General features: G+C 71.3%; 19 protein-coding genes. 8 read left to right on the top strand and 11 right to left on the bottom strand.

The annotated features are described in order from the left end of the window. Window position 1 precedes the first annotated feature (1 nt). From ABZ893_RS17795 to ABZ893_RS17785, 3 genes are read right to left on the bottom strand one after another with little or no spacing between them, the layout of a single operon-like run. Complete coding sequence (locus tag ABZ893_RS17795) at window positions 2-970, bottom strand: hydroxymethylglutaryl-CoA lyase (protein WP_361404007.1); 969 nt, start codon at window positions 968-970, stop codon at window positions 2-4. Continuing rightward, window positions 967-2,940 carry an acetyl/propionyl/methylcrotonyl-CoA carboxylase subunit alpha gene (locus tag ABZ893_RS17790; protein WP_361404579.1) on the bottom strand — a complete coding sequence of 658 codons (1,974 nt, stop codon included), beginning with the start codon at window positions 2,938-2,940 and terminating at the stop codon, window positions 967-969. Before ABZ893_RS17790 ends, ABZ893_RS17795 begins: the two co-directional genes overlap by 4 nt. 26 nt (window positions 2,941-2,966) lie before the next feature. Continuing rightward, entirely contained in the window at window positions 2,967-4,589 is a 1,623-nt protein-coding gene (locus ABZ893_RS17785; protein WP_361404004.1) for a carboxyl transferase domain-containing protein, read from the bottom strand. Between the two features lie 98 nt (window positions 4,590-4,687). Here ABZ893_RS17785 and ABZ893_RS17780 point away from each other — a divergent pair, with 98 nt between their 5' ends. From ABZ893_RS17780 to ABZ893_RS17765, 4 genes are all read left to right on the top strand, one after another. Continuing rightward, window positions 4,688-5,275, top strand: a complete 588-nt coding sequence (locus ABZ893_RS17780; RefSeq protein WP_361404001.1) for a TetR/AcrR family transcriptional regulator — start codon at window positions 4,688-4,690, stop codon at window positions 5,273-5,275. 126 nt (window positions 5,276-5,401) lie between these two features. Next, on the top strand, window positions 5,402-6,559 hold the full coding sequence (locus ABZ893_RS17775; RefSeq protein ID WP_361403998.1) for an acyl-CoA dehydrogenase family protein: 1,158 nt from the start codon (window positions 5,402-5,404) through the stop codon (window positions 6,557-6,559). Between the two features lie 69 nt (window positions 6,560-6,628). Further along, window positions 6,629-7,510 (top strand): acyl-CoA thioesterase II, encoded by an 882-nt coding sequence (locus ABZ893_RS17770; RefSeq protein ID WP_361403995.1) that lies wholly within the window; start codon window positions 6,629-6,631, stop codon window positions 7,508-7,510. 44 nt (window positions 7,511-7,554) lie between these two features. Beyond that, a complete protein-coding gene (locus ABZ893_RS17765; protein ID WP_361403992.1) occupies window positions 7,555-8,547 on the top strand; it encodes a cation diffusion facilitator family transporter in 993 nt (330 codons plus the stop codon). A gap of 13 nt (window positions 8,548-8,560) precedes the next feature. On the opposite strand, the gene ABZ893_RS17760 is transcribed toward ABZ893_RS17765, so the two are convergent. Both ABZ893_RS17760 and ABZ893_RS17755 read right to left on the bottom strand, forming a co-directional pair. Beyond that, a complete protein-coding gene (locus ABZ893_RS17760; RefSeq protein WP_361403989.1) occupies window positions 8,561-9,358 on the bottom strand; it encodes a phosphatase in 798 nt (265 codons plus the stop codon). A gap of 62 nt (window positions 9,359-9,420) precedes the next feature. Continuing rightward, the gene (locus tag ABZ893_RS17755; RefSeq protein WP_361403986.1) at window positions 9,421-10,920 is read right to left on the bottom strand and encodes a PucR family transcriptional regulator; all 1,500 of its coding nucleotides are present in this window, start codon (window positions 10,918-10,920) and stop codon (window positions 9,421-9,423) included. 263 nt (window positions 10,921-11,183) lie between these two features. Between ABZ893_RS17755 and ABZ893_RS17750 the strand changes: the two genes are divergently transcribed. The 3 genes from ABZ893_RS17750 to ABZ893_RS17740 all read left to right on the top strand — a co-directional run bounded on the left by ABZ893_RS17750 (window position 11,184) and on the right by ABZ893_RS17740 (window position 15,577). Then, entirely contained in the window at window positions 11,184-12,659 is a 1,476-nt protein-coding gene (locus ABZ893_RS17750) for a sodium:solute symporter (protein ID WP_361403983.1), read from the top strand. A 96-nt stretch (window positions 12,660-12,755) separates the two neighbouring features. Next, entirely contained in the window at window positions 12,756-13,727 is a 972-nt protein-coding gene (gene speB / locus ABZ893_RS17745; protein WP_361403980.1) for an agmatinase, read from the top strand. 170 nt (window positions 13,728-13,897) lie between these two features. Then, entirely contained in the window at window positions 13,898-15,577 is a 1,680-nt protein-coding gene (locus ABZ893_RS17740) for a thiamine pyrophosphate-binding protein (protein WP_361403977.1), read from the top strand. 86 nt (window positions 15,578-15,663) lie between these two features. Here the strand turns inward: ABZ893_RS17740 and ABZ893_RS17735 are convergent, their stop codons facing one another. Next, window positions 15,664-16,467, bottom strand: coding sequence for an aminoglycoside 3'-phosphotransferase (locus tag ABZ893_RS17735; protein ID WP_361403974.1), 804 nt, complete (start codon window positions 16,465-16,467; stop codon window positions 15,664-15,666). Window positions 16,468-16,602: 135 nt separating this feature from the next. Then, window positions 16,603-17,475 carry a DMT family transporter gene (locus ABZ893_RS17730; RefSeq protein WP_361403972.1) on the bottom strand — a complete coding sequence of 291 codons (873 nt, stop codon included), beginning with the start codon at window positions 17,473-17,475 and terminating at the stop codon, window positions 16,603-16,605. A 366-nt stretch (window positions 17,476-17,841) separates the two neighbouring features. Here ABZ893_RS17730 and ABZ893_RS17725 point away from each other — a divergent pair, with 366 nt between their 5' ends. Beyond that, complete coding sequence (locus ABZ893_RS17725) at window positions 17,842-18,540, top strand: nucleotidyltransferase domain-containing protein (protein ID WP_361403969.1); 699 nt, start codon at window positions 17,842-17,844, stop codon at window positions 18,538-18,540. Between the two features lie 64 nt (window positions 18,541-18,604). Here the strand turns inward: ABZ893_RS17725 and ABZ893_RS17720 are convergent, their stop codons facing one another. Genes ABZ893_RS17720 through ABZ893_RS17705 form a run of 4 tightly spaced genes read right to left on the bottom strand, consistent with a single transcriptional unit; the run spans window position 18,605 to window position 22,333 of the window. Continuing rightward, window positions 18,605-19,516, bottom strand: coding sequence for a LysR family transcriptional regulator (locus tag ABZ893_RS17720; RefSeq protein WP_361403966.1), 912 nt, complete (start codon window positions 19,514-19,516; stop codon window positions 18,605-18,607). Window positions 19,517-19,530: 14 nt separating this feature from the next. Further along, a complete protein-coding gene (locus tag ABZ893_RS17715) occupies window positions 19,531-20,766 on the bottom strand; it encodes an MFS transporter (protein WP_361403963.1) in 1,236 nt (411 codons plus the stop codon). After that, window positions 20,763-21,845 (bottom strand): Gfo/Idh/MocA family oxidoreductase, encoded by a 1,083-nt coding sequence (locus tag ABZ893_RS17710; protein WP_361403960.1) that lies wholly within the window; start codon window positions 21,843-21,845, stop codon window positions 20,763-20,765. The genes ABZ893_RS17715 and ABZ893_RS17710 overlap by 4 nt, the downstream gene beginning before the upstream one ends. After that, complete coding sequence (locus ABZ893_RS17705; RefSeq protein ID WP_361403957.1) at window positions 21,842-22,333, bottom strand: GNAT family N-acetyltransferase; 492 nt, start codon at window positions 22,331-22,333, stop codon at window positions 21,842-21,844. Before ABZ893_RS17705 ends, ABZ893_RS17710 begins: the two co-directional genes overlap by 4 nt. Window position 22,334 lies beyond the last annotated feature (1 nt).

Genomic DNA, 22,334 nt, shown 5'->3' with positions numbered 1-22,334 from the left:
TCTACTCCTGGTGGGAGAGGGCACGGACGGTGCGGGACGGGCTCGGCCGGCCCAGTTGCTCGGCCATCCACGTGCTGGTGGCGGTGAGACGGGCGAGATCGACCCCGGTCTCGATGCCGAGGCCCTGAAGCATCCACACGAGGTCTTCGGTGGCGAGATTCCCGGTGGCGCTCTTCGCGTACGGGCAGCCGCCGAGGCCGCCCGCGGAGGCGTCCACGGTGGTCACCCCGTGCTGGAGCGCCGCCAGAGTGTTGGAAAGCGCCTGGCCGTAGGTGTCGTGGAAGTGCACGCCGATCGCGTTCGTCGGCACGCCCTCCTCGTTCAGCTCGGCCAGGAGCGTCTGGACGTGACCCGGCGTCGCGACGCCGATCGTGTCGCCGAGGCTCAGCTCGTCGCAGCCCATGTCCATCAGGGCCTTGGCGACGCGCACGACCTGGTGGACCGGGACGGCGCCCTCCCAGGGGTCGCCGAAGCACATCGACAGATAGCCGCGCACATGCGCCCGCCCGTCCTTGGCGCGCGCCACGACCGGCTCGAACATGGCGAGCGCCTCGTCCACGGTCCGGTTCAGATTGGCCTTGGCGAAGGCCTCCGTGGCGCTGCCGAACACGGCGACCCGGCGGGCGCCGAGCGCGAGCGCCCGGTCGAGACCCCGCTCGTTCGGCACGAGGACGGGCAGGTGCGGGCGCGGCTCGATGTCCTGGAGCAGCGGGAACAGGGCCTCGGCGTCGGCGAGTTGGGGCACCCACTTGGGGTGCACGAAGCTCGTCGCCTCGATGGTGGTGAGCCCGGCGTCCGCGAGGCGGTGGATGAACTCGGCCTTCACCTCGGTCGGGACCGTCGACTTCTCGTTCTGCAGGCCGTCGCGCGCGCCGACCTCGTGGATCCGCACGCGCGCGGGGAGGTCCTGGGACGGCACGACCATGGGGAGCCCGAGAGGGGTCCCGGACGTGGCTTCGGGGGTACTCATTCCGCCACCTCCTGGTGCGCCTGGTGCTCCTCGTGCGCCTCGTGCTCCTCGTGCGGATTGACGACCGCGAGGATCTGGTCCATCGCGACGGTCGTCCCTGGTGTGACGTCCAGTTCGGCGACCGTGCCGGCGTGCGGGGCGGAGATGACGTGCTCCATCTTCATCGCCTCGACCACCAACAGGCTCTGTCCGGCGGCCACTTCGTCGCCGACGGCCACCTTCACGACGGTGACCGTGCCGGGCATCGGGGCGGTGAGGGAGTCGGCCCCGGCGTGCGCCGCGCCCGTGAGGGACGCCGCCACCGGGTCGAAGTCCCGTACGTGCCACGCGTTGCCGTCCCGCCCGAGCCAGTCACCGGCCCGGTGGAACGTGTGGGCCAGGCCGTCGAGGCGGACCGTGACACTGTCGGCGGCGACCGAATGGGTGCCGCGCGTGCGGTGCGTGACGGGTTCGAGTCCCGGCACCCTGAGATGGAAGTCGACGGGCGCGGGAGTGCCGCCGAGCCGCCAGCCGCTCGGCTGCGCGAACGGGTCGGTCCAGCCGGACCCGGACGGTACGAGCGCCTCCGCGCGCACCGCGGCCGCCGCCTCGTACACCTCCTCCGGCACGTCCTGCGGGACGAGACCGTCGGCCTCGCGCTCCACGAGCCCCGTGTCCAGCTCGCCCGCGACCACCGCCGGATGCGCGAGCAGCCGCCGCAGGAACCCCGCGTTCGTCGGCACGCCCAGCGTCACCGTGTCCGCGAGGGCCGCCCGCAGCTTCCGCAGCGCCGTCGCCCGGTCGGGCCCGTACGCGATGACCTTCGAGAGCATCGGGTCGTACAGGCTGCCGACCTCCGTGCCCTCGCTCAGGCCCGAGTCCGTGCGCACGCCGTCGCCCTGCGGCTCCCGCAGCGAGAGCACCGTGCCACCGGACGGCAGGAACCCGCGCCCAGGGTCCTCGGCGCAGACCCGCGCCTCGACCGCGTGCCCGGTGAGCGTGATGTCGCTCTGCTGGTAAGGCAGTTGCTCACCCGCCGCCACCCGCAGCTGCCACTCCACCAGGTCGATCCCCGTGACCAGCTCGGTCACCGGATGCTCCACCTGGAGGCGGGTGTTCATCTCCATGAAGTAGTACGACGACGGGTCGTTGCCCGGGACGATGAACTCCACCGTGCCCGCGCCCCGGTACCCGCACGAGCGGGCCGCCTGCACGGCCGCCTCGCCCATCGACGCGCGCGTGGCCTCGTCGAGCAGGACGCTGGGCGCCTCCTCGATGATCTTCTGGTGGCGGCGCTGGAGGGAACACTCGCGCTCACCGAGATGGATCACGTGCCCGTGGCCGTCCGCGAGGACCTGGATCTCGATGTGCCGGGGGCGGTCGACCCAGCGCTCCACGAGCAGCGTGTCGTCCCCGAACGAGGCGCGCGCCTCGCGCCGGGCCGCCGCGATCTCGTCGCCGAGCAGCGCCTCGTCACGGACCAGGCGCATCCCCTTGCCGCCGCCGCCCGCCGACGGCTTCAGGAGCACGGGCATCCCGATCTCCCGTGCCGCGTCGGCCAGTTGGCCGTCCGTGAGCCCGCTGCCGGAGGAGCCGGGCACGACCGGGACCCCGGCCGCCTTCACCGTCTCCTTGGCGCGGATCTTGTCGCCCATGAGGGAGATCGCCTCGGCGGAGGGGCCGATGAAGACGAGGCCCGCGTCCGCGCACGCCTGCGCGAACCCCGCGTTCTCCGCGAGGAACCCGTAGCCCGGGTGGACGGCCTGCGCGCCCGTGCGCGCCGCCGCGTCCAGCAGGGCCGCCACGGACAGGTAGCTCTCGGCGGCCGGCGGCGGCCCGATCCGGACCGCCGTGTCCGCCTCCCGCACATGCCGCGCGTCGGCGTCCGCGTCGCTGAACACGGCGACGGAACGGATGCCGAGGGACCGCAGCGTACGGATGACGCGCACGGCGATCTCGCCGCGGTTGGCCACAAGAACGGTGTCGAACATGCTCATGCTCATTGGGTTCCCTCCCCTCACATCCGGAAGACGCCGAAGCCGCCGGACTTCTCCGGGAGCGGCGCATGGGCACAGGCGGTCAGGGCGAGGCCGAGGACCTGCCGGGTCTCCAGCGGGTCGATCACGCCGTCGTCCCAGAGCCGGGCCGTCGCGTAGTAGGCGTTCCCCTGGTGCTCGTACTGCGCGCGGATCGGCGCCTTGAACGCGTCCTCGTCCGCGGCCGGCCAGTCCTCGCCGCGCGCGTCCAGCTGGTCGCGCTTGACGGTCGCGAGGACGGAGGCGGCCTGCTCCCCGCCCATGACGGAGATCTTGGCGCCGGGCCACATCCACATGAAGCGCGGCGAGTAGGCCCGGCCGCACATCGAATAGTTCCCCGCGCCGTACGAGCCGCCGATCACGACCGTCAGCTTGGGCACGCGCGTGCAGGCGACCGCGGTGACCATCTTGGCGCCGTGCTTGGCGATACCGCCCGCCTCGTAGTCCCGCCCCACCATGAAGCCCGAGATGTTCTGCAGGAACACGAGCGGGATGCCGCGCTGGTCGCACAGCTCGATGAAGTGCGCGCCCTTCTGGGCCGACTCGGAGAACAGGATGCCGTTGTTCGCGACGATGCCGACCGGGTGGCCGTGGATCCGCGCGAAGCCGGTGACCAGCGTCTGCCCGTACTCGGACTTGAACTCGTGGAACCGCGAACCGTCCACCACGCGCGCGATGACCTCCCGCACGTCGTACGGAGTGCGCGAGTCGACCGGCACCGCCCCGTAGAGCCCCGCCGGGTCGACCTTCGGCTCCACCGCCTGCGTCACCGACCAGGGCAGCGGGCCTCGCTCCGGGAGCGTCGAGACGATGGTGCGCACGATGCGCAGCGCGTGCGCGTCGTCCTCCGCGAGATGGTCCGTGACGCCCGAGACGCGGGAGTGGACCTCGCCGCCGCCCAGCTCCTCGGCGGTCACGACCTCGCCGGTCGCCGCCTTCACCAGAGGCGGGCCGCCCAGGAAGATCGTGCCCTGATTGCGCACGATGACGGCCTCGTCGCTCATCGCCGGGACATACGCGCCGCCCGCCGTGCACGAGCCGAGGACCGCCGCGATCTGCGGGATGCCGGCGCCGGACATCCGCGCCTGGTTGTAGAAGATCCGCCCGAAGTGCTCGCGGTCGGGGAACACCTCGTCCTGCATCGGCAGGAACGCGCCGCCCGAGTCGACCAGGTACACGCACGGCAGCCGGTTCTCCAGGGCCACCTCCTGCGCGCGCAGGTGCTTCTTCACCGTCATCGGGTAGTACGTGCCGCCCTTGACTGTCGCGTCATTGGCGACGATCACGCACTCACGGCCCGAGACCCGCCCGATGCCGGCGATCACCCCGGCGGCCGGGGCCTGGCCCTCGTACATCCCGTCGGCCGCGAGCGGGGCCAGCTCCAGGAACGGGGAGCCCGGGTCGAGGAGGGTGTCGACGCGGTCGCGGGGCAGCAGCTTGCCGCGCGCGGTGTGCCGGGCGCGGGCCCGCTCGCCCCCGCCGAGCCGGGCCGCGGCCAGCTTGCCGCGCAGCTCGTCGGCGAGCGCCTCGTGCGCCGCCTCGTTGGCCTGCCAGGCCTCCGAGGCGGGGTCGGCCGCGCTCGTCAGCTCCGGTGCCTCCTGCATCGTGCGGTTCCCCTCGATCGGCTCTCGCTGGGTTAATGAGCGTTAACGCGCTCCCTTCAGGTTAACGAGCGCTAACGTCGCTGTCTAGAATTACTTCCATGGCCACGAGAACCGACGCCCCCACCCGCCGCGAGCAGATCCTCAAGGAGGCCGCCCGGCTCTTCGCCGAGCGCGGTTTCCACGGGGTCGGAGTCGACGAGATAGGCGCCGCGGTCGGCATCAGCGGCCCCGGGCTCTACCGGCACTTCGCGGGCAAGGACGCGATGCTCGCCGAACTGCTCGTCGGCATCAGCGGCCGCCTCCTGACCGGCGGCAAGCGCTGCGTGGCCGAGGCTGACGGCGGCGACCCGGGCGCGCTGCTCGACTCACTCATCGAGGGCCACATCGACTTCGCCCTCGACGACCGTCCCCTGATCACCCTGCACGACCGCGAGCTGGACCGCCTGCGCGACAGCGACCGCAAGCTGGTGCGCCAGCTCCAGCGCCAGTACGTCGAGCTGTGGGTGGCCGCCGTGCGCGAGGCCTACCCGGGCCTCGTCGAGCAGCCCGCGCGGGCCGCCGTCCATGCCGTGTTCGGGCTGCTCAACTCGACCCCGCACCTGAGCAGGGCCGGCGCGCTCCCGGGCCGGGCGGCGACGGCGGGTCTGCTGCACCGTATGGCGAGGGGGGCCTTCGAAGCGGCGTGAAGTGGCACGTTCTGCCAGGTCGGGGCGTGACGCGCATCTCTGGACGCTCCTGTGACTGACGGGTAACCTACGTCTGAGCAAGCGCTTAGTCGTCGTGCATTCATGCCGTACCCGAGGGAGCAAGCCGTGCGCCGTACCGTTTACAACGAGGACCACGAGGCGTTCCGGGACACCATCCGCGCCTTCATAGAGGCCGAGGTCGTGCCCGTCTACGACGAGTGGTTCGCGGCCGGGCAGGCCCCGCGCGACTTCTACTACAAGCTCGCCGACCTCGGCGTCTTCGGCATCCGCGTCCCCGAGGAGTACGGCGGCGCCGGCATCGACTCGCACAAGTTCGAGGCGGTCATGTACGAGGAGACCGCCCGCGCCGGCGTCTCCTTCGGCGGCTCCGGTGTGCACGTGCTGCTCGGCCTGCCCTACATCCAGATGCTCGCCAACGACGAGCAGAAGAAGCGCTTCCTGCCGAAGTTCGTCTCCGGCGAGGAGATGTGGGCGCTCGCGATGACCGAGCCGGGCACCGGCTCCGACGTCGCCGGCATGAAGACCACGGCCAAGCTCTCCGAGGACGGCACGCACTACGTCCTCAACGGCGCGAAGACGTTCATCACCGGCGGTGTGCACGCCGACCGCGTCGTCGTCTGCGCCCGCACCTCCGCCCCGCGCGAGGACGACCGCCGCTTCGGCATCTCCCTGTTCGCCGTCGACACCAAGTCCGCCGGCTACTCGGTGGGCCGCAAGCTCGACAAGCTGGGCCTGAAGGTCTCCGACACCGCCGAGCTGGCCTTCGTCGACGTCAAGGTCCCGGTCGAGGACCTCCTCGGCGAGGAGAACAAGGGCTTCTCCTACCTCGGCCACAACCTCGCCTCCGAGCGCTGGGGCATCGCGTTCGGCGCGTACGCCCAGGCCAAGGCCGCCGTCCAGTTCGCCAAGGAGTACGTGCAGGAGCGCACGGTCTTCGGCAAGCCGGTCGCCTCGTTCCAGAACACCAAGTTCGAACTGGCCGCCTGCCAGGCCGAGGTGGACGCCGCCGAGGCCGTCGCCGACCGCGCCCTGGAGGCCCTGGACAACCACGAGCTGACCCCGGCCGAGGCCGCCTCCGCCAAGCTCTTCTGCACCGAGGTCGCGCACCGCGTCATCGACCGCTGCCTCCAGCTGCACGGCGGCTACGGCTTCATGAACGAGTACCCGATCGCCCGCCTGTACGCGGACAACCGCGTCAACCGCATCTACGGCGGCACCAGCGAGGTCATGAAGATGATCATCGCGAAGGACATGGGTCTGTAACCCACGCGGTCGACCTTCACCCAGGGAACTGTCCGCGGAACGGGCAGAACTGTCTGTAGAACTGGCTGTATGAATCAGGCACTGAAGTCCCTCCTCGATCTGCTCGACCTGGAGCAGATCGACGAGGACATCTTCCGCGGACAGTCCCGTTCCGCCGTCGTCCCCCGGGTCTTCGGCGGACAGGTCGCGGCCCAGGCGCTCGTCGCCGCGGGCCGCACCGTCCCCGCCGAACGGCACGCGCACTCGCTGCACGCCTACTTCCTGCGGGCCGGCGACCCCGGAGCGCCCATCGTCTACACGGTCGACCGGATCCGCGACGGGCGCTCCTTCACCACGCGCCGCGTCGTCGCCGTCCAGCACGGCCAGCCGATCTTCCACCTCTCCGCGTCCTTCCAGACGTACGAGGAAGGCCTCGAGCACCAGGCGGCCATGCCGTCCGCGCCCGACCCGGAGACGCTGCCCACCGCCGCCGAGATGCTGCCGCGGTACGCCGACGTGTTCATCGACCCCAGCGTCGTCGGGCGGCTCGTCGAAGCGCGCGAGGCCGTGGACCTGCGCTACGTGGACGCCCCGCCCTTCGGCAGCGTCGGCAGCCCGCAGGAACCGCGCTCGCAGGTCTGGTTCCGTACGAACGGCAAGCTCGACGGCGCCATCGACGAGCACCTGCTGCACGTCTGCCTCGCCACCTACGTCTCCGACATGACGCTCCTCGACTCCGTGCTGCTCGCGCACGGGCGCGGGGGGTGGGCCGTCGGCGACGTGGTCGGTGCCTCCCTCGACCACGCGATGTGGTTCCACCGTCCGTTCCGCGCGGACGAATGGCTTCTCTACGACCAGGAGTCGCCGTCGGCGTCCGGCGGGCGCGGCCTCGGCCAGGCCCGTATCTACACGCGCGACGGACAGCTCGCGATCTCCGTGATCCAGGAAGGCGTGGTCCGCGTCCCGCGCTGACGGGGTGGTCGCGTCGCCCGGTGATCCGACATACCGTCACCCGCATGGACACGAGCGGTGAGCGGAGCGAGACAGCCGGGGACACGGACAGCGGGGGCGAGAGCACCTCCACCGTCATCGTCGCCGCGGCCGCCAACCTCGGGATCGCCCTCGCGAAAGGCGTCGCCGGCGTCATCAGCGGGTCGAGCGCCATGCTGTCCGAGGCCGCCCACTCGGTGGCCGACACCGTCACCGAGGTCCTGCTGCTCACCGCCCTGAAACGCAGCGAGAAGCCCGCCGACGAGGAACACCCCCTCGGCTACGGGCCCGAGCGCTACATCTGGGCCATGCTTGCCGCCGTCGCCACCTTCGTGGGCGGCGCCGTCTTCTCCATCTACGACGGCGTGCACACCCTGGTGGCGGGCGAGACGCTGGGCGACCCGGTCGTCTCGTACATCGTGCTCGCCGTCGCCTTCGTCCTGGAGGGGTACTCCCTGCGCACCGGGATCCGGCAGGCGCGCGGTGAGGCCGCGCGGGTCGGGGCGCCCATCCGCCGGTATCTGCGGCTGACGCCCGACACCGCCGTCAAGGCCGTCGTCATGGAGGACTCGGCCGCCCTCGTCGGCCTCGTGCTCGCCGCCGGCGGACTCCTCGGCGGCCAGCTCACGGGCTCCTCCGCGTGGGACGCCGCCGCGTCCCTGTGCATCGGCGTCCTGCTCCTCTACGTCGCCTGGGTCCTCGGCCGCTCCAACGCCGAACTCCTCATCGGGCGGCCGCTGCCCAAGCCGGTGCGGCAGGAGATCCGCGAGATCATCGCCGGGGTCGAGCACGTCGAGGCCGTCCTCGAACTGACCACCCTCGTCCAGGGCCCGCGCGAGGCCCTCGTCGCCGCGAAGGTCGACTTCCGCGACGCGTCCACCGCCGCCCAGATCGAGTGGGCCTGCGAAGAGGCCGCCCGGCGGCTGCGTCAGCGGTACCCGCACGTGCGCCGGGTCTACCTGGACCCGACGCCGGGGTTCGCGCAGCGCCGCGAGGAAGGGCTCAGCCCGTGGGGCTGAGGCCCGCCGCGCCTCAGCCCGTGGAGCTGAGGCCAGCCGCGTCGAGCAGATACGCCGTCATCGGGTCGTAGTAGCGCGGGCTCATGACGTGGTCGTCGAGCGGCACCACCACCTGGAGCGTGCCCTCGGCCTCGCCGATGAACAGCGCCGGGTCGTTGCTGTCCGCGTAACCGACCGAGTCGATGCCGCGCTGGCCCGCGCACCCTGCCCAGCCGTGGTCGGCGACGACCAGGTCCGGCAGCGGGCGGCCCTCGTGCTCCAGGGCGTCCAGGATGCGTGCCATCGGCGCGGGGGAGTGCGTGTGCCACAGCGTCGCGCCGTGCTCCAGGACCGCGACGTCCGCGAACTGGAAGACCATGCCCTCGGACGTCGCGAGCCCGTCCGGGATCACGACGATCTCGCAGCCCGCCGAGCGCAGCGCCGCCGCCGTCGCCCGATGCACGTCGAGCAGCCCGCCCGGGTGGCCGGTCGCGAACAGGACGCGCTCCCGCGCGGCCACCGCTTTACGAAGGCGCGCCGCCATCCGCTCCAGGGCGTCGACGGTGAGCTCCGGGTCGATCGTGTCCTGGCCGAAGCGGTACTCCGGGTCGTCGTTCACACCGCACCGCTCCGCCATCACCGCGAGGACGTCCTGCTCGTCGCTCCAGCGGTCGCCGAGTTCCAGGCCGAGCCAGAAGTGCCGGTCACCGTTCGCCAGCTTGCGGTAGTGGGAGAGGTTGTTGTCTCGGGGAGTGGCCACGTCGCCCGCGATACGGGTGCGGATCAGATGGTCGACGAGTGCGGCGCGGCTGGGGATCCCGGATATCGGCATGAGATCCATTGTGCCGTCGGGCACACGCCGAGGGACGGGCGTCCCGGAGGGTGGGACGTGCGTCACTCTGCGTGGCGCAGCGCGAACCACAGCTCCATGCGTACGTCGGGGTCGTCCAGGTCGAGGGCCAGGAGCGCCGCGCACTTCGCGACGCGCTGGCGGACGGTGTTGCGGTGGACGCCGAGCGCCGTCGCCGTACGGTCCCAACTCCCGTGCAGGGAAAGCCAGACGCGCAAAGTCTCGGGCAGCGCGGGCGTGTGGGCGATCGGCGCGAGGAGCGAACGGGAGAGGGCCGTCGCCTCGCCCGGGTCGACGAGCGAGGCGAGGCCCCGCGCGTCCGCGCGGTGGTGCAGGAGCGGGGCCCGGTTCGCCTTCGCGCGGGCCAGGGCGCGGGCCGCCTGCGCGTCGGCCGCCGCCAGGGAGTCCGCCGGCCCGGCGCCGCTCACCCCGAGCGTCCACCCCTCCTGGACGGCGACCTCCTGATCCGCGGGGAGCAGCGCGCGTACGAGGGTGGGGGTGGCGTCGAGCAGGGGGGTGCCGAGCGTGACAGGGGGCGGGTTCGCGCGGTCGGGGGCCGCGTGGACCACGCGCCAGGTGCCGTCGCCGAGGAGCTGCGCCACGTCCGCCGGGGACTCGCCGAGCAGGAGCCGGACCAGGGCGGCCGAGCGCGCGGCCTCACCCGTCGTCTGGTGTTCGCCGGTGAGGAGCGACAGCAGGACCACGGCGACGCCCACGATCGTGTGCCCGCCCGGATCGCGCCGCCCGACCGCCGTGCCGAGCGCGTACCCCTGGCCGCCGCCGAGCAGATACGCCGCGAGATGCGTGCCGCCCACGGTGTCCGCCGCCGACGTGGGGGAGCGGAAGAGCCGGGTCTCGCCGGGGCGGACGATCCGCATCAGCTGGGCCATCGCCGCCGTCACCTCGGGCCCCGGCGGCGGGCCCGCCCGGCCGACCTCGGTGCCGTCCGGCCCGGTCAGCACGGCCCAGCCGCCCGTGCGCTGGGCGAGCTGCCGCAGCACGGCGGGTACGGGATCGGGCCGCGCCGCCGCCGTGGCGAGACCCTGCTGCGCCTCGCTGACCCGGCGCAGCTCGGCCATGCGCGCCTGCGCCATCAGCTGCCAGACCGCGCGCGCGATCCCGCTGAACGTGGTGCGGGGCGGCACCTCGAAGAGCGGCAGACCGTGCCGCTCGCAGGCCTCGACCAGCGCCCGCGGCACCGTGTCGTGCACCGGCGCGACCCCGAACCCGAGCGCGGCCCCGCCCGCCTCGACGATCCGCGCCACGTAGTCGTCGTAGTACGGCCCCGTCCCCGCGGCCTCCGACGCGTGCACCCCCGCCGTCAGCAGCAGCTCACCGCCGAGCAGGTACGGGTACGGGTCGGCCATCTCGGACGTGTGCGCCCAGGAGATCACCGTGTCGGGACTCACAGGCGGGCCCGCGATCTGGCGAAGGCCCAGGTCATCGCGGGCGAGCAGCGCGAGGAGCGGCACCGGAGGGGTCGGCGGGACGGCCGGACCGGAAGGAGGTGATTGCGCTGAATGGCCTGAATGACCCGAATGCATGGAAGATGTGGAAGGCGCGGAAGATTCGGAAGACGCCGACGGGCCTGCGGTCGAGCGGGTTTCATCCGGCATGGTGGACGTTTTCTCCATCCATTCGAGGGAGAGTGGATAAAAAGTACACTTCAGCGTCGCCTTCAGGCCACTTAAGGTCGTGCCGACCGCAGGCCTCGGGTACGGGCGGATGTCCCCAACGGCCGGTCCACCCCTCATCTCCACACCCCCATCTGCACGACACGCCACCGAGGTGCGCGAAGGAGGGCCCAATGGCCGTCGACTACACAGTGATCGTTCTCTATCTGGCCGGGATGCTGGCCATGGGCTGGTGGGGTATGCGCCGCGCCAAGTCCAAGAGCGAGTTCCTCGTGGCGGGCCGCCGGCTCGGCCCCGCGATGTACTCGGGCACCATGGCCGCGATCGTCCTCGGCGGCGCCTCCACCATCGGCGGTGTGGGCCTCGGCTACCAGTACGGCCTGTCCGGCGCCTGGATGGTCTTCACCATCGGCCTCGGCCTGCTCGCCCTCTCCGTGTTCTTCTCGGCCCGCATCGCGCGCCTGAAGGTCTACACCGTCTCCGAGATGCTCGACCTGCGCTACGGCGGCCGGTCCGGCCTCATCTCCGGCGTCGTGATGTGGTCGTACACGCTGATGCTCGCCGTCACCTCGACCATCGCCTACGCCACGATCTTCGACGTGCTGTTCGACATGAACCGCACCATCGCGATCATCCTCGGCGGCTCCATCGTCGTCGCGTACTCGACGCTCGGCGGCATGTGGTCCATCACGCTCACCGACATGGTGCAGTTCGTCGTCAAGACCATCGGCGTCCTGCTCCTGCTGCTGCCGATCGCCGTCATCAAGGCCGGCGGCTTCAGCGAGATGAAGGCCAAGCTGCCCACCTCGTACTTCGACCCGCTGGGCATCGGCGGCCAGACGATCTTCACGTACGTGCTGATCTACACATTCGGCATGTTGATCGGCCAGGACATCTGGCAGCGCGTCTTCACCGCCCGCAGCGACAAGGTCGCCCGCGCGGGCGGCACCGTCGCCGGCACCTACTGCCTCGTGTACGCCATCGCGGGCGCCGTCATCGGCACCGCCGCGAAGGTCATGTACCCGCACCTGACCAGCCCCGACTCGGCGTTCGCGACCATCGTCAAGGACGAACTGCCCATCGGTGTCCGCGGCCTCGTGCTCGCCGCCGCCCTCGCGGCCGTCATGTCGACCTCGTCCGGCGCGCTCATCGCCTGCGCCACCGTCGCCAACAACGACATCTGGTCCCGGCTCCGCGGCGTCATCAAGCCCTCGGCCGCCGAGTCGGACGAGCCGCACGACGAGGTGAAGGGCAACCGCGCCTTCATCCTGATCATGGGCGTCGCGGTGATCTGCATCGCCATCGCGCTCAACAACGTCGTCGAGGCCCTGACCGTCGCCTACAACCTGCTCGTCGGCGGCCTCCTCGTGCCGATCCTCGGCGGCCTGCTGTGGAAGCGCGGCACCGTGGCCGGCGCCCTCGCCGCCATCATCGTCGGCGGCGGCGGCGTCATCGGCCTGATGGCGGCCTACGGCATCCTCGCCAACCAGCCCATCTACTACGGCCTCGTGCTGTCCCTCGTCGCGTACATCGTGGTCTCCCTCGCCACGAAGCCGACCGACGCCGCCGTGCTCGCCAACTGGCGTGAGCGGCTCGCCGGACGCGGCGGCGCGGAGTCGGACGCCGAGCCGGTCGGCGCCGCCCAGTAATCCGGCCGGCGCCGCCAGCAACACCGAAGGCGCGTGCGGTCCCGCCGGGGACCACACGCGGAAGACGCAAAGAAGCGTAGGAAAGAAGGCATTCGCATGAGCAGCAACGAGACGCCCCGCGGCCCGGTCGACTCCTCCCGCGTCCCCCGGTACGCCGGTCCCGCCACCTTCGCCCGCCTGCCCCGCCTCGACGAGGTCGGCACCGCGGACGTGGCCGTCGTGGGCGTGCCCTTCGACACGGGCGTCTCGTACCGGCCGGGCGCCCGCTTCGGCGGCAACGCGATCCGCGAGGCGTCCCGGCTGCTCCGCCCCTACAACCCGGCGCAGGACGCCTCCCCGTTCGCCCTCGCGCAGGTCGCGGACGCCGGTGACATCGCCGCCAACCCGTTCAACATCCACGAGGCCGTCGAGACGATCGAGGCCGCGGCCGACGACCTCCTCGGCACGGGCGCCCGCATGATGACGCTCGGCGGCGACCACACCATCGCGCTCCCCCTCCTGCGCTCCGTCGCCAAGAAGCACGGCCCGGTCGCCCTGCTCCACTTCGACGCGCACCTCGACACGTGGGACACGTACTTCGGCGCCGAGTACACGCACGGCACCCCGTTCCGCCGCGCCTTCGAGGAGGGCATCCTCGACACGTCGGCGCTCTCGCACGTCGGTACGCGCGGCCCGCTCTACGGCAAGAGCGACCTCAGCGACGACGAGAAGATGGGCTTCGGCATCGTCACCTCGGCGGACATCTACCGCCGCGGCGCCGACGAGGTCGCCGACCAGCTCCGGCAGCGCATCGGCGACCGCCCGCTGTACATCTCCATCGACATCGACTGCCTCGACCCGGCCCACGCCCCCGGCACCGGCACCCCCGAGGCCGGCGGCATGACCTCGCGCGAACTCCTGGAGATCCTGCGCGGCCTGTCCTCCTGCAACCTCGTCTCCGCCGACGTCGTCGAGGTCGCCCCGGCCTACGACCACGCCGAGATCACGGCGGTCGCCGCGTCCCACACGGCGTACGAACTGACGACGATCATGTCGCGGCAGATCGCGGCGTCGCGCGAAGCGAAGTAGCAGTGACCGGGTCGGGCGCCGGGCGCCCGACCCGCGCCGTAGTCAGTCGGGTTGTGGGCAGGCGTTCCGCTGGGGGTACCCCCAGGTCCTTCAGGCACTGGGGGAGGAACGGGTGGGCACAACCCACCCACCGGCCCGCACCCGACCACGATGCCCAGGGGACCCCGAACATGACCCACGACCACGATCACGATCTGGTCCTGCGCCCGACGTCCGCACAGACTGAGGCGGCCCTCAACCCGCCGGCCGGCCGCAACGGCGGCGACCTCGTCGTCGAGACCCTGCACGGCCTAGGCGCCAGCACCGTGTTCGGCCTCCCCGGCCAACACGCCCTGGGCATGTTCGACGCCCTCCGCCGCTCAGACCTCCACTACGTGGGCCTGCGCGTCGAGAACAACGCCGGCTTCGCGGCCGACGCCTACGGCCGCGTGACCGGCGAGGTAGCCCCGCTCCTCCTCTCCACCGGCCCCGGCGCACTCATGTCCCTCGCCGCCCTCCAGGAGGCGGCCGCCGCTTCGGCGCCGGTCCTCGCGATCGGCAGCCAGATCCCGGTCGCAGGACTCGGCGGCGGCCGCCACGGCTACCTGCACGAACTCCGCGACCAGCAGGCCTCGTTCCGCGACGTGGTCAAGTCCGTCCACACCGTCCGTACGCAGTCCCAGATCCCGTCCGCGATCGCGGCGGCCTGGGAGTCCGCGCTGACGGCACCGCACGGCCCGGTCTGGGTCGAGATCCCGCAGGACGTACTCCTCGCGGAGACGAGCCTGCCCGTCGTCACGGCGATGGACGCGACCCCGCGCGACGTGGTGCCGCGCCCCGAACTGACCGCAGTAGCAGCCGACTTGCTGTCACGAGCGAACCGCCCGGCGATCATCGCGGGCGGCGGAGTGGTTCGCTCGGACGCGAACGGCAAGCTCCTCGCCCTCGCCGAGAAACTGAACGCCCCCGTAGTCACGACCTTCGGCGGCAAGGGCGCCTTCCCCTGGGAACACCCGCTCTCCCTCCAGTCCTGGATGGAGGACCGCCACACGACGGACCTCCTGGAAGACGCCGACGTCCTCCTCGTGGTCGGCTCGGGCCTGGGCGAACTCTCCTCGAACTACCACACGTTCGCCCCGCGCGGCCGGGTCATCCAGATCGAGGCGGACGCCGGAAAGCTGGAGTCCAACCACCCGGCCCTCGGCATCCACGCTGACGCGAGGCTGGCGCTCTCGGCGCTCCTCGACACGGTGACGGAGCGCCCGGACGAGGCGGCGGCCGCACGGGTCTCGGCCCTCCTGACGGCGGTCCGCGAACGCCTCGACTCCCAGGACCTGACCTTCGAACGCCAGATCCTCGCCTCCGTACGCGAAGCGCTCCCGTCCACCTCCCCCTCCTTCTGGGACATGACGATCCTGGCGTACTGGGCCTGGTCGGCGTGGCCGGGGGCGCTGCACTCGGCGCAGGGTGCGGGCGGCCTGGGTTACGGCTTCCCGGCCGCGCTGGGCGCCGCCGCGGCGGACCCGTCGAAGCCGGTCCTGGCGGTCTCGGGCGACGGCGGCGCGATGTACTCGATCGCCGAGCTCGCCACGGCCAGGCAGTACGACCTCCCGGTGACGTGGCTGATCGTGGACGACGGCGGCTACGGGATTCTGCGCGAATACATGACGGACGCGTTCGGGGAGGCAACGGCGACGGAGCTTTCCCGCCCGGACTTCGTGGCACTGGCTGAGTCGTTCGGGGTACCCGGGGTCCGGACGACCCCGGAAACGCTCCGCGAAGACCTCGCAAAGGCGCTGGCGACCCCGGGCCCGTCGGTGGTGGTACTCCCGGCGCTACTGAAGATGTTCGCGCCGACGCACCTGGGCTGAGCGGGGAGTCGGCCGGGTCGGGGATTGGCAGTTATGGGCGGCCACCGGGGCCAAAACACGCGCTCCCGGTGGCCGAAGTCCGCCAATCAGTCCGTCAGTTCCCACATCAGCCGGTAATACGCGATCCGCTCCGCGTCCGGGTCGACTCCGTAGGCCTCGAGTAGCGGCTCCTCCCACCCCGGGCCGAAGTTCCACTGCGTGCTCCAGGTGGCGACGGCGAGATCGGCCCAGCGGTCGGCGACCCCGAGAGCGCCGAGGTCGACGTGTCCGCTCCACGCGCCGTCGTCGCCGACGAGGGTATTCGGGGCGCAGGCGTCGCCGTGACAGACGACGAGCCGGTCGACGGGCGGAATCTCGGCGAGTACGGAGAGCGCGCGCTCGACGGTGCCGAAGTGCTGCACGTCGGGATGCCAGTCCGCGGGGTCGGTCAGCCCCGCCGCCGCGCGTGCCCTCGCCCGCTCCAGCCGCTTCTCGGCGGACCAGTCGAACGGGCAGTCGGCGACGGGCAGCGCGTCATGAAGCGCCCGCAACCCGGCCCCGACGGCACGCACGGCGACACCGGGATCGCGCGCCCAGCGCTCACCCACGGCCATATGCCCAGGCAGCCCCCGGGTGACGATCCAGGCCCCGCCCTCGTCAGCCCCCTCACCGATCACTTCCGGTACGACACTGAACGGCGCCGCCCATCGCAGCCGCGCCACCTCATCCCCAAGGTCGACCCCGCTCCCGACGGGCGCCCACTTCACGAACTCCCGCGCATCACCGAGGCCGACCTGGAAGGTCACCCCACCACGCTCGTTCTCCCAAACGGCCCGCACGGACCGCCCCGCGGCAAGCTCGACGACGAAGGGCGGAGTCTCGACGGGCCCTTGGGGCGCGGTGGCAATCATCCGCGCATTCTCGCGAGAGGGACGGCCGCGCGGCCAATGACTTTTGGGTACTCCGACCTCAGCTGCTCATCCGGCCGGTGGATCAGTTCAGATGGGGCGGCCCTTGCCGGCTGAGCGGGGGCGACGGCCGCAGCCTCAGGTTTTGTCGCGTGCGAGGACGGCGAGGGCTGTCAGCAGTAGGACAGACCCGAGCACCAGGGACGTACTGATCCGCTCGCCGAGCACAACGGCCAGGAGCGCGGCTGTGACTGGCTCGAGGAGCACGAGCACGGACGCGGTAGTACTGCGGACCGTGGCCAACCCGGAGAAGTACCAGCGGTAGGCGACCAGGGTCGGCACGACACCGAGGAAGATGAGCAAGCCGGTCGACTCGGCGACGTGTTCAGCGCGGGGCCAGATTTCCTGGGCCGATGCCAAGGGCAACAGACACAGTGCTCCAGCAGTCCAAGTCGCCGCGTCTGCGGTGGCTTTCCCGGTGCGGCGGGCCTGCAGGGTGACGGCGCTGTAGCCGACGGCGGAGAGCAGTGCCAGCGCGATGCCCATCATGGGGTGGGTACCGGAGACAGGGCGCGCGACCAGGAGCAACAGGCCGAGCAGCGCGATCGCGATCGCGGCGGTGCCACGCTTGGTGAGCCGCTCTTTCAGAAGGACGTGTGCTCCGGCGCTGACCAGGATCGGGCTTGCGCCGAGGGTGACCATGGTGCCCAGGGCGAGCCCGGCGTCCTGGACGGCACCGAAGTAGGCAGTCTGATAAGCCGCCAGAGCAACGCCGGTGAAAACGGAGCTGCGTAGGCATGACGCGGTCCGGACGGCAGCGGGTTGGTGCAAGCGGTGGGCTGTCGTGACGGCTGCCGCGATGGCGAAGCGCCAGAACGATACGGCGATGGGGCCGAGGCCACTGGTGCGGAACAGTTCGTCTGCTGCCGCCCCGCCGGCGCCCCAGGCGATGGCGGCTGCGGAAACGGACAGCAGGCCACGCCGAAATGGCGTGAGGGTATGCGTGATCATGTGGTGTGTCTCCACGATGGATGGCCGTATGGGTCCGCTTGATGTGCGGGCGGCATCCATCGCCCCGGCAGCTGCGCGGCCGGGTCGGGACCGGTCTGCGCCGCCCGCTAGCGGACGGGCGGCGGCAAGATCATGAAACGCATGGGATGACCCTAGCTTGGCTGCTTCGACGGGTGGGACTGCTTTTTGGGCTGGCAGGATGGGTGCCAACCCTGACGTCGGACGGCAGCAGCCGTGCGCGAGTTCGGGGGTCAGTCAGCGGCCACCTTGGCGAGATATGTTCACGCGTTTTGGCAGCCCTCTGTGTCAACGCGTCTTGTGAAGAATTCCCTGTGTCTCGGGAAGAGCTGACCGTAGGGTGTTTTCATGGACGACCCGGTGCTCACTGCTCGCGAACTGATACGGGATCGGTTTCCTGCCGCCCGGGCAGCCTTCCTCGCCGGCAGCGTGCTGACCGACCGTCGGACGCCCACCTCCGACCTGGACATCGTGGTCCTCCTGGACGGGCCGCCCGCACCCAGCCGGGAGAACCTCGTATACCGGGGCTGGCCGGTGGAGTTGTTCGTCCAGACCCAGGCTGCCTGGCACCGTTTCGCCGATCAGGAGACTGCGAAACGGAGTTCGCCGCTGCTCGCCATGTGCTCCGACGGCCTGCTCCTTGTCGACCACGAGGGGTTGGGCTCTGCACTCCAGGCCGAGGCGCGCAAGCGTTGGGCTGCGGGCCCGCCGCCGCTCTCAGACCGTGAGCGGGACTACCAGCGGTACATCCTGACCGACCTCCTCGACGACCTGCGTGGCTGCGCGGACCGCGCCGAGCAGGTGCACTTGGTCGCTCACATGCTGCAGCGCGCATCAGAGCTGGTCCTGCTGGTGGGCGGGCACTGGCTCGGTGGAGGCAAATGGTTGTCACGGCGGCTGGCTGCGGCCGACCCCGGGCTGCACCGCGTGTTGACCGAGGCCGCCGCACAGGCGGTTTCCGGGGACACGACCGTCTTCGCCGGGGCCGTGACAGAGGTGCTCGACCGAGCCGGCGGCCCGCTGTGGGACGGGTACGCCATCCGATGAGTCTGTGGGGCGCAGGCTGCACCTGGTCGACCGACTCGACCGGGCGACCGTTCCCGTTCTGTGCTCAGCTCGCTGCAGCGGGCTGAGGGGAGCGAGTGGCCTGGTCGTTCCTCCGGGGATGACGGGCTGCTCCGCCGGCGAGGTGCCGGAATTCGTCGGCGAGGGTCGAGGCGTGCGGGTGCGGATCGCTGCGTGGGTGGACGAAGGAGAGGACGGCGGGCGGGGCGCCGGACAGGGAGAGATAGAGGATGTCGGGGTCGGGGTTCGCGGCGGCGACGGAGGCGGGCAGGACCCCGACGCCGCGGCGGGCGGCGACGGCGTGCAGGTATTCCTCCAGGTTGGCGGCTTCGGCGCCGATCTCCGGGGTGGCGGAGGGGGGCCAGTCGGCGGGGGTGAGAGTGCCGCTGGCCGTATTCAGGACGATGCAGCGGCGGCCGAGGTCGCGCCAGGTGACGGTAGGTTTCACTGCCAGGGTGGAGCGTCGCGAGATGGCTGCGACGCGCGGCTCACGCCGGATCGTGATGGCCGTCAGGCGAGGGTCGTCGTCCGCGTTCCAGACCAGGGCGGCGTCCACCGTTCCTTCGCTCAGGCCGGCTGTGCGGGTGTCGGACCGTACCGGCTGCACGAGGATCTGGTGTTCCTCTTCCATGTGTCGGATGACCTCCCGCCCCATACTCAGGGGGAAGCCCCACGAGTAGCCGAGGCGGAAGTCCCCGGAGGGTGCTGCGGGCTGGAGGGCTGCCTCGAGTTGTGGGAGCAGGGTGCGCAGCTCGGCCTGGAGCCGGAGGCCTTCGGGAGTGAGGTGGGGGTGGCGGGTGCTGCGGTCGAGCAAGCGGTAGCCCAGCGTGTCTTCCAGGCGGCGAAGTTGCCGACTGAGGGTGGGCTGGGTGAGGCCGAGGCGGTCGGCTGCCCAGGTGACGTGCTGTTCCTCGGCCAGGGTCAGGAAGCACCGCAGGTGGTGGATGCTTATGTCCATCTGCGTCACAGTAGTCACCCGGCTTGGGAGGCCGACGGGTCGGGTGCCGTCTGGTTCGTGTCTGCTGCGTGTCGGCGGCCTGCCCGGCGGACGACTGTGAGGTGCAGGACCAGGGCGAGCAGGGCCAGGGCGGCGGTGCAGTAGGGCAGTGTCGCCGGGGCGAGGCCCGCGGCGATGACGCTGCCGCCGAGTGCGGAGCCGATGGCGGAACCGAGGTATACGGCCGAGCTGTTGAGGGCGACGGCGACGGGTGCCTGTTCGGGCTGGGCGGCGATGAGCTGATGCTGCTGGGGTACCTGTAGTGCCCAGCCCGCAGCGCCCCAGACCACCAGCGGCACCGCCAGTGCCCAGGGCGCGCTTGCGGCGCTGGGCAGCAGGAGGTGCGCCGCGGTCAGAAGCGCCAGGATGCAGCCGACGATCGCGAAGGGCTGGTGGGTGCGGTCCACGATGCGGCCGATCAGCAGGCTGCCGAGTACGCCGCCCGCGCCCCAGGCCCACATCGGCCCGACCGTCCACGTCGTGTGGGCCGCGTCCGCGAGGAACGGGGCGAGATACGTGTACAGGCCGAGGCTTGCGACGCCGCCGAGGAGAGAGACGACGGCGATGCCCGCGACACGGCCGTCGGCCAGGATGCGGAGGCGTTCGCGCAGCGCGGGAGGCGGCGCCGCAGGGGTGGTGGGGAGCAGGGTGATGCCGGCCAGGGCGAGCAGGCCGAGCGCGGTGATCAGCCACAAGGTGCCCCGCCAGCCGGTGTGTTCGGCCAGCAGCACGCCGAGCGGGACACCGACGATGGTGCCGATGCTCATCCCGCCCATGATGAGTGCCAGGCTGCGTCCGCGGCGCTCGGGACCGGACAGGCCCGCGGCGGTCGCGGCGGCCATCGGTGAGTACAGGCCTGCGCCGATCCCGGCCAGGGCACGGGCAGCCAGCAGTACGGGTAGGGCGGTGGCCAGCGCGGTGAGCGCGTTGCCGACGGTGAAGACGGTCAGGGCGCAGGCGAGGACGGCCTTGGCGGAACGTCCGGCGAGCGCGGTCGCGAAGACGGGGGCCGCGGTGGCGTAGCAGAGCGTGAAGACGGTCACCATCTGACCGGCGGACGACTCGGCCACGTGCAGATCGTCGGCGACCTGCGGGAGGAGTCCGGCCATGACGTACGCGTCCAGACCGAGCGCGAACGCGCCGAAGGCGAGCAGGAGCACGAACCTGCCGCGCGCGGGAGGCATTTGGGGTGAGGCGGATGTGTTGGTCATCCCAGGCGCTCCCAGTCCGTCTCGGCTGCGACGGTCCGGCCGTCGGGGAAGTAACAGGCCGGTCCTGTGACGCGGGTGTGTTCCTCGATCGTGTTGAGCAGTTGTTGCAGTTCCACCGACTCGTTCAACCCGGCGAAGGCGACCTGGGGGGCCTCGCCGCGATGGACGAAGCGCAGGACGTCGGCGACCAGGCGGCGGAGTTTGATGATGGCCCGCAGCCGGTCCGGGACCTGCTGGTGTCGGGTGTCGACCTCGACCGGCGTCTGTTCGCCGTCCGCGCCACGGTGCCAGATGCGCAAGTGGTCCGCGTCCCAGGTGGGGGTGTCGTAGACGGCTGTCGCGTGGACGAGGCTGCCGTCGGGGGTGCGGAAGGTGCAGTCGACGGTGCGCTGGCGGGTGATGTTGGTGAAGCTGCTGTAGACGGTCACCGGCGCGTCGCCCAGCCGGGCGGTCACCGCCACGCTGTCGAGTACCTGTGGCCCGGAGATGGAGAAGTCGGAAATCACACCGATCGCGTCGACCGGTACGAGCTCATGGTCGCCGGGGGCGATCCAGCGCAGCAGGTCCAGGGAGTGGATCACTTCGCTGGTGACGCCGACGGTGGGGCGGTGGTCGTTGATGCGGTCTTTGCCCCAGGTCGCGTGTGCACGTACGAGGGTCAGACCGTGTTCGCGGACATATTCGCGCAGGGTGATGGTGGCGTCGGAGTAGCGCTCCACCAGATCCATCGCGAAGCCGGAGGTGTGGCACAGGGCGGCGGCCACCGCGTCGAGGTCGTCGTGACGGGAGGTGAGCGGCTTTTCCGCCAGGACGAATCCGTCGTAGCCGTTCAGCGCGGTGAGGATCTCGGCGTGGGCGGAGTCGGTGACCGCGACGATAACGACGTGCGGCGTGAAGTCGGCGAGTGCCTGCTTCAGTGAGGAGTAGTAGGGCAGATCGTCGCGCGTGCGGTGCCGGGCGTGGTAGGCGATCTCGAGTCCGACGTCGATCCCGGGAACGTCGTCGAGGGTGCGCAGGGCGCTCAGGAAGCGGGAGCCGGCGTAGCCCATGCCTGTGATCAGTACTTTGAGCGTGCTCATGCGAGGAGTTCCTCCTTGGTGTTCTCCAGCGGCTTGAACAGCAGTTGTTCACCGGTGGGCAGATATCCGGCCCGCTGGTAGAAGCCCGCGGCGGCTGCGGTGGTCTGCAGGACCGCTTCGTCCACGCCGCGCTCGCGCAGCCAGGCGGTCAGGTGTTGCAGAACGGCGGCGCCCAGGCCGAGGCCCCGGTCGCGCGGGTCGGTCACCACTGACTGGAACCAGGCCGCTCGTCCGCCAGGGCAGGCTGGTGACGGGGCTCGCTGGTCGATGATGGCGACCGCGCAGGCCCGCAATCGGCCCGAACCTCCGGCCACCGCCACCCGCACATCGCCGTCCTGGCCCAGCCTCTCGGCGAGCCACGTGCGGTACTGCGCCCGCCAGGCAACGCGTTCCTGAGCTGAGGAGGCGGCGTAAGGCAGACCGGCGGTGGCGTCACTCTCCAGCAGGAAGGCGCGCAGCCGGATGAGCTCCTCGATGTCGTCCACCACA

Source organism: Streptomyces sp. NPDC046821 (genome assembly GCF_040645335.1).
GTDB lineage: Bacteria > Actinomycetota > Actinomycetes > Streptomycetales > Streptomycetaceae > Streptomyces.
This window is presented reverse-complemented; position numbering and strand designations above follow the sequence as displayed.

Coding starts and splice junctions, on each gene's coding strand:
- ABZ893_RS17795 (WP_361404007.1), bottom strand. CDS start 970: ATGAGTACCCCCGAAGCCACGTCCGGGACCCCTCTCGGGCTCCCCATG.
- ABZ893_RS17790 (WP_361404579.1), bottom strand. CDS start 2,940: ATGTTCGACACCGTTCTTGTGGCCAACCGCGGCGAGATCGCCGTGCGC.
- ABZ893_RS17785 (WP_361404004.1), bottom strand. CDS start 4,589: ATGCAGGAGGCACCGGAGCTGACGAGCGCGGCCGACCCCGCCTCGGAG.
- ABZ893_RS17780 (WP_361404001.1), top strand. CDS start 4,688: ATGGCCACGAGAACCGACGCCCCCACCCGCCGCGAGCAGATCCTCAAG.
- ABZ893_RS17770 (WP_361403995.1), top strand. CDS start 6,629: ATGAATCAGGCACTGAAGTCCCTCCTCGATCTGCTCGACCTGGAGCAG.
- ABZ893_RS17765 (WP_361403992.1), top strand. CDS start 7,555: ATGGACACGAGCGGTGAGCGGAGCGAGACAGCCGGGGACACGGACAGC.
- ABZ893_RS17760 (WP_361403989.1), bottom strand. CDS start 9,358: ATGCCGATATCCGGGATCCCCAGCCGCGCCGCACTCGTCGACCATCTG.
- ABZ893_RS17755 (WP_361403986.1), bottom strand. CDS start 10,920: ATGCATTCGGGTCATTCAGGCCATTCAGCGCAATCACCTCCTTCCGGT.
- ABZ893_RS17750 (WP_361403983.1), top strand. CDS start 11,184: ATGGCCGTCGACTACACAGTGATCGTTCTCTATCTGGCCGGGATGCTG.
- speB (WP_361403980.1), top strand. CDS start 12,756: ATGAGCAGCAACGAGACGCCCCGCGGCCCGGTCGACTCCTCCCGCGTC.
- ABZ893_RS17740 (WP_361403977.1), top strand. CDS start 13,898: ATGACCCACGACCACGATCACGATCTGGTCCTGCGCCCGACGTCCGCA.
- ABZ893_RS17735 (WP_361403974.1), bottom strand. CDS start 16,467: ATGATTGCCACCGCGCCCCAAGGGCCCGTCGAGACTCCGCCCTTCGTC.
- ABZ893_RS17730 (WP_361403972.1), bottom strand. CDS start 17,475: ATGATCACGCATACCCTCACGCCATTTCGGCGTGGCCTGCTGTCCGTT.
- ABZ893_RS17725 (WP_361403969.1), top strand. CDS start 17,842: ATGGACGACCCGGTGCTCACTGCTCGCGAACTGATACGGGATCGGTTT.
- ABZ893_RS17720 (WP_361403966.1), bottom strand. CDS start 19,516: ATGGACATAAGCATCCACCACCTGCGGTGCTTCCTGACCCTGGCCGAG.
- ABZ893_RS17715 (WP_361403963.1), bottom strand. CDS start 20,766: ATGACCAACACATCCGCCTCACCCCAAATGCCTCCCGCGCGCGGCAGG.
- ABZ893_RS17710 (WP_361403960.1), bottom strand. CDS start 21,845: ATGAGCACGCTCAAAGTACTGATCACAGGCATGGGCTACGCCGGCTCC.